At 61.3% G+C, this 13,559-nt stretch carries 11 protein-coding genes; 4 read left to right on the top strand and 7 right to left on the bottom strand.

Annotated elements, in window-relative coordinates:
- From C4J83_RS02745 to amaB, 4 genes are all read right to left on the bottom strand, one after another.
- The gene (locus C4J83_RS02745) at positions 1-915 is read right to left on the bottom strand and encodes an ABC transporter permease subunit (protein WP_053254074.1); all 915 of its coding nucleotides are present in this window, start codon (positions 913-915) and stop codon (positions 1-3) included.
- A 232-nt stretch (positions 916-1,147) separates the two neighbouring features.
- A complete protein-coding gene (locus C4J83_RS02740; RefSeq protein ID WP_106577646.1) occupies positions 1,148-2,284 on the bottom strand; it encodes a branched-chain amino acid ABC transporter substrate-binding protein in 1,137 nt (378 codons plus the stop codon).
- Positions 2,285-2,670: 386 nt separating this feature from the next.
- Entirely contained in the window at positions 2,671-3,954 is a 1,284-nt protein-coding gene (amaA, locus tag C4J83_RS02735; RefSeq protein WP_124416295.1) for an L-pipecolate oxidase, read from the bottom strand.
- A gap of 171 nt (positions 3,955-4,125) precedes the next feature.
- Entirely contained in the window at positions 4,126-5,616 is a 1,491-nt protein-coding gene (gene amaB / locus C4J83_RS02730) for an L-piperidine-6-carboxylate dehydrogenase (RefSeq protein ID WP_124416294.1), read from the bottom strand.
- Positions 5,617-5,769: 153 nt separating this feature from the next.
- On the opposite strand from amaB, the gene C4J83_RS02725 reads away from it, so the two are divergent.
- The 3 genes from C4J83_RS02725 (at position 5,770) to nadE (ending at position 8,938) form a co-directional block, all read left to right on the top strand.
- Positions 5,770-6,666 carry a LysR family transcriptional regulator gene (locus C4J83_RS02725; protein WP_106577643.1) on the top strand — a complete coding sequence of 299 codons (897 nt, stop codon included), beginning with the start codon at positions 5,770-5,772 and terminating at the stop codon, positions 6,664-6,666.
- A 226-nt stretch (positions 6,667-6,892) separates the two neighbouring features.
- Positions 6,893-8,107 (top strand): nicotinate phosphoribosyltransferase, encoded by a 1,215-nt coding sequence (gene pncB / locus C4J83_RS02720; RefSeq protein ID WP_065900159.1) that lies wholly within the window; start codon positions 6,893-6,895, stop codon positions 8,105-8,107.
- A 3-nt stretch (positions 8,108-8,110) separates the two neighbouring features.
- Positions 8,111-8,938 carry an NAD(+) synthase gene (nadE, locus tag C4J83_RS02715; protein WP_106577642.1) on the top strand — a complete coding sequence of 276 codons (828 nt, stop codon included), beginning with the start codon at positions 8,111-8,113 and terminating at the stop codon, positions 8,936-8,938.
- Positions 8,939-9,133: 195 nt separating this feature from the next.
- On the opposite strand, the gene azu is transcribed toward nadE, so the two are convergent.
- Positions 9,134-9,580: an azurin gene (gene azu, locus C4J83_RS02710; RefSeq protein WP_124416293.1), complete on the bottom strand. Its 447-nt coding sequence runs from the start codon at positions 9,578-9,580 to the stop codon at positions 9,134-9,136.
- Positions 9,581-9,911: 331 nt separating this feature from the next.
- Here azu and C4J83_RS02705 point away from each other — a divergent pair, with 331 nt between their 5' ends.
- Positions 9,912-10,094, top strand: a complete 183-nt coding sequence (locus tag C4J83_RS02705) for a hypothetical protein (RefSeq protein WP_106577640.1) — start codon at positions 9,912-9,914, stop codon at positions 10,092-10,094.
- A 46-nt stretch (positions 10,095-10,140) separates the two neighbouring features.
- Here C4J83_RS02705 and C4J83_RS02700 read toward each other — a convergent pair whose 3' ends face one another.
- Both C4J83_RS02700 and C4J83_RS02695 read right to left on the bottom strand, forming a co-directional pair.
- Positions 10,141-11,031, bottom strand: a complete 891-nt coding sequence (locus tag C4J83_RS02700) for a transglutaminase family protein (RefSeq protein ID WP_119737897.1) — start codon at positions 11,029-11,031, stop codon at positions 10,141-10,143.
- A complete protein-coding gene (locus tag C4J83_RS02695; RefSeq protein ID WP_124416292.1) occupies positions 11,031-13,517 on the bottom strand; it encodes a circularly permuted type 2 ATP-grasp protein in 2,487 nt (828 codons plus the stop codon). The genes C4J83_RS02700 and C4J83_RS02695 overlap by 1 nt, the downstream gene beginning before the upstream one ends.
- Between the last annotated feature and the right edge of the window lie 42 nt (positions 13,518-13,559).

The raw sequence follows: 13,559 nt of genomic DNA, 5'->3' as shown, positions 1-13,559 counted from the left end.
TTACACCTTCGCCACGAGCGGACGACCAAGCAGGCCCTGAGGACGGAAAATCAGAATCACCACCAGCAGGGAGAAACTGAACACGTCTTTGTAGTCAGAGTTGATCAACCCCGAGAACAGCGACTCGGAGATACCCAGGATGATCCCGCCGAGCATGGCCCCAGGCAGGGAACCGATGCCGCCGAGTACCGCTGCGGTAAACGCCTTGATGCCGATGATGAAGCCGGCGTAGAAGTCGAACGTGCCGTAGTTGAGGGTAATCAGCACGCCAGCCAGGGCCGCCATCGCTGCACCAATCACGAACACGTAGGAGATCACCCGGTCGGTGTTGATGCCGAGGATCGACGCCATCTTGCGGTCTTGCTGGGTCGCGCGGCACATGCGGCCCAGCTTGGTGTACTTGATGATGTAGGTCAGCAGCCCCATGCCCAAAAACGCGGCCACCAGGATGAACACCTTGGTGTAGGTCAACTGCACGAACCCACTGCCGATATCGACGCGCCAGGCGCCGGCCAGCAGGGTAGGAATGCCTTGTTGTTTCGCGCCCTGAGCGATCTGCGCATAGTTTTGCAGGATCAGGGAGATACCGATGGCGCTGATCAGCGGTGCCAGTCGGGTGGAGTTGCGCAGCGGTTTGTAGGCGACACGCTCGATGACCCAACCGTAAACGCCGGTGACGACCACGGTGAATATCAGGGTGCCGAGAATGAGCAGCGGGAAGGATTCGATGCCGAAGTAAGCCAGCAGTGCCAGACTGATCGCCGCGAGGTAAGCGGAAATCATATAAACCTCGCCATGGGCGAAGTTGATCATGCCAATGATGCCGTAGACCATTGTGTAGCCGATGGCGATCAGGCCATAGACCGACCCGAGGGTCAGGCCGTTGACCAGTTGCTGCAGGAAAATACCATCCATAACGCAATCTCACGCGGTGAGCACCTGCACACCGGTGGGTGTGCGGCGCTTCTGGAGGAAAAGACAGACTTGTCGCCTGACACGATGGTGCGAGCAACCGCGCTCCCTGTGGGAGCCGGGCTTGCCCGCGATGACGGACTGACAACCAACACCTGTGTTGAAGGTGAAACCGCTATCGCAGGCAAGCCAGCTCCCACAGGGGATCGAGGCGCTTAAACGATCGTGCTTGTTCTTACTTCTGCTTTTCCAGCTGGTGGTATTTGCCGTCTTTATCCCACTGGTAAACCACGTAGTCGGAGATCTTCAGGTCGCCCTTGGCGTCCCAGTTTTTCTCGCCCATCACGGTTTTGACCGGGTGCGATTTCAGCCATTTGGCGGCGTCTTCGCCTTTATTGGACTTGGCGCCGTTGAAGCCGGCGGCCAGGGCCTGGATCGAGGCATAGGCGTACAGGGTGTAGCCTTCAGGCTCGGTGCCGTTTTTGCGGAACTCTTCCACGACGGTCTTGCTGTCTGGCAGCAGGCGCGGGTCGGCGCCGAAGGTCATGTAAACGCCGTCTACGTATTGCGCGCCGCCTGCGGTGGCGACCAGTTCGTCGGTGACGACGCCGTCATCGGACATGAACTTGACGTCCTTGAGGCCCGCTTCACGGATCTGGCGCACCAGTGGACCGGCTTCAGGGTGCAGGCCGCCGAAGTACACCACATCAGCACCGGTGGAGCGGATTTTGGTGACCAGGGCGCTGAAGTCTTTCTCGCCACGGGTCAGGCCTTCTTCCAGCACCGGCTTGACGCCACGCTTGGTCAACTGCTGAGCGGTGGCGTCGGCCAGGCCTTTGCCGTAGGTGTCTTTGTCGTTGATGACCGCGACTTTCTTGCCCTTGAGCACGTCGACGATGTAGTCGCCGGCGACGATGCCTTGCTGGTCATCACGCCCGCACATACGGAACACCGCGCCCAGGCCACGTTCGGTCACCTGTGGGTTGGTGGAGCCCGGGGTGATCATGATGATGCCGGCTTCGTCGTACACCTCGGAGGCCGGGATGGTGTTGGAGGAGCAGAAGTGCCCGACCACGCCGATCACTTTGTCCTGGTCCGCCAGGCGGTTGGCTACGGCCACGGCCTGCTTCGGCTCACAGGCGTCATCGCCGGCCACCAGCTTGAGTTGCTCGCCGTTGATCCCGCCGGCCTTGTTGATCACATCGGCTGCCGCTTGGGCACCCTTCATGTACTGCTCACCGAAAGCTGCGTTGGCGCCCGTCATCGGCCCCGCTACGCCAATCTTCACATCAGCTTGAACAAACGCAGAAACACCCAGCGCCGCTGCAACGGCGAGGGCCAGAAAACCTTTCTTGTAAAACGTCTGGGACATGAGTGGTGCTCCGAGGTTTTTGTTTATTGGCACTACGATTTCACTGCGAACCTTCAACTGAAACTTTCAGGGAAAGCCCAGAGCAAGCCGCGTGCCATTACGTTTTTATTCTTCAAAAAGACACGGTGTCATTGTTATTACAGGCGTTTCGACTCCTTTTGCCAGGACGTGCAACCGTCTAGCATCGAGAGGTGCAACCTATGGCACGAAAAAGTACAACCCTGGCAGGTCGCACCTGCAACCAGACGGATAAACGACAGTTCCTACGCCTGTAACAATGTGCGTAACGGAACTGCACATTTACAGTGCGTGATTGCTACGACTTGCACCAATACAGATTAGTAGCCTGCTAAGAAAATGCAGGCATCTGACAGGTATTTCGCTGATCAGATCACGATCCGCAGGCATTGGCCCGCGTGGTACAGCGAAAATCCGGCTTCATACAGGCAGCTGCGCAGACCCACGCCGGCCAGCGGTTGCATCGGTGCAAAGGGAATTGGCAGGGCTTGGGGATTCTGGTGACACAAATAGTCGGCAAATGCCTTGCCCACCACGCTGCCGGTGGTCACGCCCCGCCCGTTATAGCCGGTCACCGCCACCAGGCCCGACGCGGGTTCGAACAGACGCATCAGGTGGTCCGGGGTGAAGGCGATGCAGCCGGTCCAGGTGTATTCCCATTGCACCGATTTGAGGTACGGGAAGTAATGCTGCTGCACCCGATCGGCCCACGCCTTGAGGAACCACGCAGGTTTCTGATGACCGTTGCCCAGGCTGCCGAGCAACAGGCGGCCGTCTGCATCGCGGCGGATGCTGCTCAACACCTGGCGCGTGTCCCACGAACCCTGCCCGCCAGGCAGGATCTGTTTGGCAGCCTCGTCCGTCAGCGGCGCCGAGGCGACCTGGTAGTAATAACCTGGGAAAAAGTTGCGCCGCAGCTCGGTCCATTCGCCTTCGGTGTAGGCATTGGAAGCAATCACCACTTGTGCAGCCTGCACCGAGCCCTGCGCGGTTTGCACCGACCAGTTTGCGCCCTGGCGCTCCAGTTGGGTGACCGGGGAATGGTCGAAAAGCTGCCCACCCAGGCCAACCGCCGCATTCGCCAAACCACTGGTGTAGGCCATCGGGTTCAAGGTGCCCGCGCGCCGATCCAGCAGCGCGGCGGCGATCTTTTTGGTGCCGGTGGCGTGTTCGCAGGCTTGCCCGGTCAGCAACTCAACCGGCGCGCCACGGCGCTTCCATTGTGCTTCACGACTGCGTAAATCCGCCTCGCCACGGGCATTGTGCGCCATGTGCAACGTGCCCTCGCGGCGCAGTTGGCAGTCGATGCCGTACTTGTCGATCAAGCTGAACACCAACGATGGCGCTGCGCCCAACATGCGGTTGAGCTGGCTGCCCACCGCCTCGCCAAAACCGGCTTCGATCTCGTCCGGCGGAATCCACATGCCGGCGTTGACCAGCCCGACGTTACGCCCCGAACCGCCGTGGCCGGTGCGATGGGCCTCCAGCACGGCGACGCTTTTACCTTGCTCCAGCAAATGAACGGCGGCCGACAACCCGGTGATTCCGGCGCCGATCACGCATACATCCACCTTGACCTCGCCCTTGAGCGCGGCCCGGTCCGGGCGGCCAGGGGTCAGGTGCTCCCACAAACATGCTTCGCGTAATGCCATTGCCAGACTCCGATGAGACCCAACAAACCACTTTTCCGAACTGCAAATGAAGTCAAATGTGGGAGCGGGCTTGCTCGCGAAAGCGGTGTGTCAGTCAACAGATATACAGCTGATCCACCGCATTCGCGAGCAAGCCCGCGCCCACATTTTCAACCGCGTTTCGACAGGGATTCAGTCGAAGGTAATACCCTGCGCCAGCGGCAATTCCAGCGAGTAGTTAACGGTATTGGTCTGGCGACGCATGTAGCCGCGCCATGCATCCGAACCCGACTCCCGCCCGCCGCCAGTCTCTTTCTCTCCGCCAAACGCGCCACCGATTTCCGCACCGCTCGGGCCGATGTTGACGTTGGCGATGCCGCAGTCACTGCCTACCGCCGACATGAACTGCTCGGCTTCACGCACATCGGTAGTGAAGATGCACGACGACAGGCCTTGCGGCACGGCGTTATTCAAACGCAGGGCTTCGGCAAAGTCGCTGTAGCCGATCACATACAGAATGGGCGCGAAGGTTTCGGTGCACACCACGTCGCTTTGCTCGGGCATTTCCACAATCGCCGGCGACACGTAGTAGGCATTCGGGAATTTATCTTCCAGCTGACGCTTGCCGCCGAACACCTTGCCGCCTTCGCTCAAGGCCTGCTCCAGGGCGTCCTGCATGTTTTCGAAGCCGTGTTTGTCGATCAGCGGACCGATCAGGTTGCCTTCCAGCGGGTGGCCGATGCGCACCTTGGAATACGCCGCCTTGAGGCGGGTGACGATTTTTTCTTTGACCGACTCATGCGCGATCAGGCGGCGCAGGCTGGTGCAACGCTGGCCGGCGGTGCCGACGGCGCTGAACAGGATGGCGCGTACGGCCATGTCCAGGTCGGCGCTTGGGCCGAGGATCATTGCGTTGTTGCCGCCCAGCTCGAGAATGCTGCGGGCGAAGCGGGCGGCGACTTTGGGCGCCACTTCGCGGCCCATGCGGGTGCTGCCGGTGGCGCTGATCAGTGCCACGCGCGGGTCATCCACCAGCGCGGCGCCGGCGTCGCGGCCACCGATGATCACTTGGCTCAGGTACTCGGGCGCATCGGTGAATGTTTTCAGCACACGCTCGAACAGCGCCTGGCAAGCCAGCGCGGTGAGCGGGGTCTTTTCCGACGGTTTCCAGATCACGGCGTTGCCGCACACCAGCGCCAGCGTGGTGTTCCACGCCCATACGGCCACCGGGAAGTTAAAGGCGCTGATCACGCCGACCACGCCCAGCGGGTGCCAGGTTTCACGCATATGGTGGCCCGGGCGCTCAGAGGCGATGGTCAAGCCGTACAACTGGCGCGACAGGCCGACGGCGAAGTCGCAGATGTCGATCATTTCCTGCACTTCACCCAGGCCTTCCTGGGTGATCTTGCCGGCTTCCCAGGACACCAGCTCGCCCAGGTCTGCCTTGTATTCACGCAATACGTCGCCGAACTGGCGCACCAGCTCGCCACGGCGCGGTGCCGGCACCTTGCGCCAAGCCTCGAATGCATGCTCGGCGCGACTGACCTGTTGCTCCACCTCGGCGGCGCCTTCCCAGTGCACACTGCCGATACGGCTGCCGTCGATCGGCGAATGCACGGGTTGTTTTCCCGACTGGTACAGCGCCGGGTTCACCCCGAGACGATCAAGCAATGCGGCAACCATGGGTCACTCCTTCAATTCCAAACAGAAAATTCGCGCCGCCACAGACACGGCGATCCAGGCCTTATTTGTAGCTGGCCCAAGACTTGCCAACAAACGACGATTAGGCGAGATATCATTCCGTTTATTCATGCAAAGAATAAAAAGAGGCGCGCCGTGCTGAACAAAAGACATTTGCCCTCGATCACCGCCCTGCAGTGTTTCGAAGCCGCCACCCGCCACCTGAGCTTCACCCGCGCCGCCGAGGAACTGAACCTCACGCAAAGCGCAGTGAGCAAACAGGTCGCGCAGTTGGAAGAATTGCTGCAACACCTGCTGTTTCGCCGGGTGCGCCGCCGCTTGCAGATGACCCCGGCGGGTGATTTGTACTTGGTGGAAGTGCGAAAAATCCTCACGCAGGTGGAGATGTCCACCCATTACCTGCGCTCCTACGGCGGAGAGACCGAAGTGCTGCGGGTGTCCACGCCCTACACCTTCGGCGCGCGCTGGCTGGTGCCGCGCCTCAAAGGCTGGCGTTTACGCCATCCGCACATCCATTTGGACCTGTGCAACGAGCAGGAGCCGGACGAACTGCTGCAAGGCAAGGCCGACATGGCTTTTTACTTCGGCCAGGGCTCACGGCCCGGCACCGAGAGCCTGAAACTGTTCAGCGAAGCATTGGTGGCGGTGTGTGCGCCGGAAAGCCTCCCTGCGCAGCCGTTCACCGACCCCACGCAACTCAGCGACCTGGTACTGCTGCAGAACGCCTCGCGGCCCCAAGGCTGGCATGACTGGTTCGCCAGCCAGGGTTTCCACACCGAGCACAGCTACCACGGGCCGCGTTTCGACACCTTCTATATGTGCATTCGCGCGGCGCAAGTGGGCTGCGGCGTGGCCTTGCTGCCGCGCTTTCTGGTGGAAGAAGAATTGGCCGAGGGCAAGCTGGTGATTCCCTGGCAGCACGCATTGCCCAGCCAGGATGCGTATTACCTGGCGTATCCGGAGCATTCGGCGGAGGTGCCCAAGGTGCGCGATTTTGTGAAGTGGATGATGGAACAGGTAAAGCCTGTTTGAGGTGCGTCGCCTGCAATACCGCCTTCGCGAGCAAGCCCGCTCCCACACTTGGAATGCATTCCAAGTGTGGGAGCGGGCTTGCTCGCGAAGGCGCCAGTGGCCACAACAACAGTGCCAAGCTGAAAAAACACTGGCAAAACCCCACGGGTCTATGCGCCACTAGCGCCATTCCTTAATAGTGCGTAAAGGTCGGCGCCCATCGTCGACCCGTCTGGAGATTCCCGTTATGAGCGAGAGTGTGTTTGCCGATCGCATCGTGCAGAACTTGCTCGACACCGACTTCTACAAGCTGACCATGATGCAGGCGGTGCTGCACAACTACCCGAATGTGGAAGTTGAATGGGAGTTCCGTTGCCGCAACAGCGAAGACCTGCGCCCGTACCTGGCGGAAATCCGCTACCAGATCGAGCGCCTCGCCGAGCTGAGCCTGAGCCCGGATCAATTGGGCTTTCTGGAGCGCATCAGCTTCATGAAGCCGGACTTTTTGCGCTTCCTGGGGCTGTTCCGCTTCAACCTGCGCTATGTGCAAACCGGCATCGAAAACGGCGAGCTGTTTATCCGCCTGCGCGGGCCGTGGCTGCATGTGATCCTGTTTGAAGTACCGATGCTGGCCATCGTCAGCGAAGTGCGTAACCGCTACCGCTACCAGACCGTGATCCTCGAACAGGCCCGCGAGCAGCTGTACCGCAAATTCGACTGGCTGACCGCCAACGCCAGCAGCGACGAGCTGTCGGAACTGCAAGTGGCCGACTTCGGCACGCGCCGGCGCTTCTCGTACCGGGTGCAGGAAGAAGTGGTCAGCGTGCTCAAGCACGACTTCCCAGGCCGCTTCGTCGGCACCAGCAACGTGCACCTGGCCCGCGAATTCGACATGAAGCCGCTCGGCACCATGGCCCACGAATGGATCATGGCCCACCAGCAACTCGGGCCGCGCCTGATCGACAGCCAGATCGCCGCGCTCGACTGCTGGGTCCGCGAATACCGAGGCCTGCTGGGCATCGCGCTGACCGACTGCATCACCACCGATGCTTTCCTCGGCGACTTCGACTTGTACTTCGCCAAGCTGTTCGACGGCCTGCGCCACGATTCCGGTGACCCGGTGCAGTGGGCAGAAAAGGCCATCGCTCACTACCACAAGCTCGGCATCGAGCCGATGAGCAAGACGCTGGTGTTCTCTGACAGCCTGTCGCTGCCCAAGGCCCTGGAGATTTTCCGCGCGTTGCGCGGTCGCATTAATGTCAGCTTCGGCATCGGCACCAACCTGACCTGTGACATTCCAGGGGTTGAGCCGATGAGCATCGTGCTTAAAATGACGGCCTGCAATGGCCAGCCCGTCGCGAAAATCTCCGATGAAGCGGGCAAGACCCACTGCACCGATCCGAATTTCGTCGCCTATTTGCGTCACGTTTTCAAAGTACCTGCCCTTTCCAGCAAGGAGTGAATCATGCAAGCCGTACAGCGTGAGATTGCGCAGCAGCTCAAGGTCCAAGCCCCGTTCAAGGACCAGGCCGCCCTGGAGGCCGAAGTTGCCCGCCGCGTGACCTTTATCCAGGATTGCCTGCGCAATTCCGGGCTCAAGACCTTGGTGCTGGGCATCAGCGGTGGCGTCGACTCCCTGACCGCCGGCCTGCTGGCCCAACGTGCGATGCACGAACTGCGGGCCAGCAGCGGCGACGAGGCCTACCGTTTCATCGCCGTGCGCCTGCCTTACGAAACCCAGTTCGACGAGATCGACGCTCAGGCTTCGGTGGACTTCATCGAACCGGACGAGCGCCACACTGTGAACATCGGCCCGGCGGTCAAATCCCTGGCCAATGAAGTGGCGGCCTTTGAAGGCAAGGCGGCGGTGTCGCGTGATTTTGTACTGGGCAACACCAAGGCGCGCATGCGCATGGTGGCGCAGTACACCATCGCTGGCGCGGCCGGTGGCCTGGTGATCGGCACCGACCATGCGGCGGAAGCGGTCATGGGCTTTTTCACCAAGTTTGGTGATGGTGCCTGCGACCTGGCGCCATTGAGCGGGCTGGTGAAAAACCAGGTACGTGCGATTGCTCGGCACTTTGGTGCGCCGGAATCGCTGGTGGAGAAGATCCCGACGGCCGACCTCGAAGACTTGTCGCCAGGCAAGCCGGACGAAGCATCCCACGGCGTGACGTACGCCGAGATTGATGCCTTCCTGCACGGCGAGCCAGTGCGTGAAGAGGCGTTCAAGATCATTTGCGACACGTATCGCAAGACCGAGCACAAGCGGGTCATGCCATTCGCGCCGTGAGGTGAGCCAGATAGTTTTGTACTGATTGTTAGATCGCCTTCGCGAGCAAGCCCGCTCCCACATTTGAACGCATCCTCATGCTGGAACTCGATCAAGTGTGGGAGCGGGCTTGCTCGCGAAGAACGATAACGCGGTACTACAGACCGCCCACAAAAAAGCGCCCCGCAAGGCGCTTTTTTTTCGACCGGAATCGGCTTACTTGACGGTCACAGTGCCTTTCATCATCGAGATGTGGCCTGGGAACGAGCAGAAGAACGCGTAATCCGTACCGACGGCCAGTTTCGACACATCGAAGGTCACGGCGTCTTTCTCGCCAGCACCAATGATCTTGGTGTGGGCGATGATGCGGGTGTCGCCGTCTTTGAGGTAATTCTTTTCAATGCCGGCGGCCATGCCGTCGCTGGCGATGCCAGGCATGTCGGCGGCGGAGCTCAGCACCCAGTTATGGCCCATGACGTTCTTCGGCAAGCTGCCGGAGTGTTCCAGGTTTACGGTGAACGTCTTGCAGCTCTTGTCGATGGTGATTTCTTTGGTGTTGAAGGACATCTGGTCGGTGGAATCAACAGTGACCGCGCACTCTGCAGCAAGCAACTGGCCGCTCGCCAGTGTCAGCAGGGAAACAGCAACGATTTTGGCAAACATGTGAATCTCCATGGCAGGGTTTAAAAAACGCGTATTGCGACAAGGGTGCCTCAGGCAGGCCTGAATTCTTATGATCTGCATCAACAGATTGTATACAACTTTAGGCTATCAGACTGATCAACACAATCTACCAGCCAAAGTTCGACCACCTGCCTATGATCGGCTCATCCCCCTTGGAGCCCGCGCCATGCATCTGAATCAACTGTTCAACGGTCTGCTGGCCGCGTACGCCTGCGGTAAGTGAAGGCCAACCGCGCCGCTAAGCTGCTACCATAGCGACCCAAGGCAGCTGCGCGCCGCCACCCTCACCTTCGACCCTAGAGGATCGCCCATGGCCAAACCTAATTACTCCTTCGCCAAACGTCAGAGAGACTTGGCCAAGGAGCAGAAGAAAGAGGAAAAGCTGCAACGCAAGAAAGCCGCTGCAGATGAAGAAGCAAGTGCACTGAACCCGGATGCCGAAGGTGAAGTGGCAACCGACGAAACCGAGACACCGAAAGACCCGGCTGAATAAATTCTGTTGAGGTGAGCAGGCCTTCCCTGCTCGCCTCAATCCAATGCTATTGCAGCGGCATCACCGTCACCCGCACCTCCGGGTCATGGTTCCCTCCTCCCAGAATCACCCCCCGCAACGGCGACACATCCGAGAAATCCCGGCCCCAGGCCAAGGTGATGTGCTCCAGTGCCGGCTGCACATTGTTGGTCGGATCAAAATCTACCCAGCCCGACACCGGGCAAAACACCGAAACCCACGCGTGCGACGCATCGGCGCCGATCAGCCGTGGCTGGCCGGGCGGTGGCTGCGTAAGCAGATAGCCACTGATGTACCGCGCCGCCAGGCCACGCGAGCGCAGGCACGCGAGCATCAGGTGGGCGAAGTCCTGGCACACGCCGCGTCGGCGCTCCAGCACTTCCACCAGCGGCGTGGCGACCTGAGTGGCTTCGGCATCGAAGGTGAACTCGCTGAAAATCTTCTCCATCAACGCCTGCACGCCGAGCAGCAACGGCTCGCCGGGCGGAAAACAGCTTTCGGAAAACTCGACGAAGGTTTTTTTCAGGTGCACGTAGGGCGACTCGAAGCGATAGCGGCAGGCTTCGATCAGTTCGGCTGACAGCGGCTGGCTGCTGTAAGTCAGGCTGTCGCGGGTTTGATCCCAGGCCGGCGACTGCTGAAAATCCAGCGCAGGCCGCGCCAGCACTTCGACGGTCAGCCCTGCATTCACCAGCAGTTCATCATGGGGCCGTTCGAACGCCAGCCGGGTGATCGGGTTGCCGAACACGTCCAGCTCATCGCGCCGCGCCGTCGGCTCCGGGCTGATGTCCAGTTGCTGCGAACTGCAACGCTGCCACGCGCACGGCCGTGGCCACAAGTGCGCCAGCTGTTGCGCCAGCGACACCGGGCTGTCGTAGTGGTAGTGAGTATCGTGAAAAATCTGGTAGCGCGCACTCATCACACCGACACCGTCTGCTGGCTGACATCATCCACATGGGCAAAATGGCGCAACGCCAGGCGATCCGACACTTGCCCACTCTCATCGGCCACCGCTTGCAGCAGGTCAGCCAGGCCACCCAACGCGGCACGCACGCTGGACTCGCCGAACAGCGGGTTCTCCAGGCAACCCAGGTCAAAACGTGCCAGGCGCTCCACCAGCGGCGCCAGCCCGGTTTCTCGAGGCACACCGAAGTCATCGTTAAGACGACGTAACGTGCGGCTGACCAGTTTCAGCTGGAACAGCACCGCATGCGGGTTCTGCTCATCCAGCAACAACAGGTCAAGCACCGGGATCAGCTGCGGCACCGCCAGGTAGCGCGAGCGATAGGTGATGCTGCTGTTACCCAACTCCAGCAGCCACTCAAGCCCGGCCTGATCAAACACCGCCACGCCACGCAGGAACGCCGCCAGGCTGCTGCTCAGGAACTGCAGGCGCTCGATGCGCCGGCCCATCATCAAGAAGCGCCAGCCTTCATCACGGGTCATGTCATCCAGGGCAAAGCCGGACAGCGCCGCCAGGGACATCACCAGGCGGTTGAGGAAATCCAGCAGTTCGCCGAAGTCCGGGGTCTGGCTTTCCAGCTCCAGGGCTTCGCGCTGCAGCTCGACCAAGGCCTGCCAGTTTTCCCGCGACAGCTTGCCGCGCACCTGGGACGCCGCCCACTGCAGACGCTGCAGGTTGGCGCGCAGGCTCGATGGCCAGTCATCGCCAAGCAAGGCGGCAAGCAGCCGCTCGGGCAATTCCCCTTCTTCGGGCAGCAAGCGCAGGGTCTCGCCCAGCTCGACCGCCGCCTGCAAGGCCAGCGGATCGTCACCGTCCACATACCGCGCCAGCACAATCCGCAACCAGCGCGCACTGTCATCACACCGCTCGCAGTAACGGCCGAACCAAAACAGGTTTTCCACCACGCGTGACGGCAGGTAGGGGTCGCGGCGCACCAGATCGTGGGCGCCAATTGGCCGCTGCGCGCGCCACTGCTCGCTACCGGCAGCGCGTTCGCCCAGCACCCACGTGTCTTTGCTCGCGCCGCCGCGTTGCATCGATACCACCTCGGCGTCGGCCTCGGCCGCCACACGGGTGAGGCCGCCGGGCAGCACGCGATAACCTTCGTCGCTGGCCACCGCGTACACGCGCATGCCGATGGCGCGGTGCTGCAAATGGTCATCCACGGTATGCCACACCGGCGCCTGGGACAGTTGCGCCAACTCCTGGGCGACATACGCATAAGGCCGCGCACGCATACGTTCGGCCAGCGCCTGGCGTTGTTCGTCGTTCAAGTCGCGGCCAAATACCGGGGCGAAACTTTGCGATGGAAACGCCGGTTTGATCAGCAGCTCGGGCAGTTTCTCCAAGGCCTCAGCGAGCACCGGCGCCTCACCGCACCACCAGGTGGCGATGGACGGCAGGATCAATTCTTCGCCAAACAGGAACTGGTTGATCTTCGGCAAAAAGCCGAGCAAGCCCGGCGACTCCAGCACGCCGCTGCCCAGGGCATTGGCCACCAACACATTGCCTTGGCGCACGGCATCCAGCAGGCCGGGCACGCCCAGGGCAGAGTCGGTGCGCAGCTCCAGCGGGTCGCAGAAGTCGTCGTCCAGGCGACGCATGATCGCGTGCACCCGGCGCAGGCCGCTGAGGGTTTTCAGGAACACGGTGCTGTCGCGCACGGTGAGGTCGCCGCCTTCCACCAACGGGTAGCCGAGCTGTCGCGCCAGGTACAGGTGTTCGAAATAGCTCTCGTTGAAACGCCCCGGCGTGAGCAGCACGATCAGCGGTGATTGGTCGTCGCAGGAAGCCTGGCGGGCCAGGGTTTCCTGCAGCGTGCGGAAGAAACCGGTGAGGTGCTGAACCTGCAGGTCACGGTACAAATCCGGAAAGGCGCGGGACACGATGGTGCGGTTTTCCAACGCATAACCTGCGCCAGAAGGCGCCTGGGTACGGTCGGCGGTGACCCACCAGCGGCCATCCGGGGTGCGCGCCAGGTCCACGGCGTACAGGTGCAGAAAGGTACCGTCCGGCGGCTGGATGCCCTGGCACGGCCAGAGGAAGTTGTTATGCCCGAACACCAGCTCAGCCGGCAGCAGGCCTTCTTTGATCAGGCGCTGCGGGCCATACAGGTCGGCCAACACGGCATTGAGCAGGCGCGCACGCTGGGCGATACCGGCCGACAAGTGCCGCCATTCATCGGCGGCCAGTACATGCGGGAGCAGGTCCAGCTCCCATGGGCGATCGGCGCCCTTGGGGTCGGCGTAGACGTTGTAGGTCACGCCGTTTTCCTGGATCTGCCGGGTCAGCAGCGCCTGGCGCTGGGCCAGTTGCGCGGGCGTGCTGCGTTGCAGGTGATCAAGCAAGCGCTGCCAATGGGCACGCACCGCGCCACTGTCGTCCAGCAGTTCGTGGTAAGTGCCCGCGGTCAGCGGGTAGCGGTCGAGCAAGTCGGACATGGAACGCTCGGCAGAGGCAAGGGAAGTCAGGTTAACTCACAT

Origin of the sequence: Pseudomonas sp. LBUM920 (assembly GCF_003852315.1) — a bacterium.
Lineage (GTDB): Bacteria > Pseudomonadota > Gammaproteobacteria > Pseudomonadales > Pseudomonadaceae > Aquipseudomonas.
The sequence above is the reverse complement of the archived record's forward strand: the minus strand, read 5'-3'. Positions and strand labels throughout refer to the sequence as shown.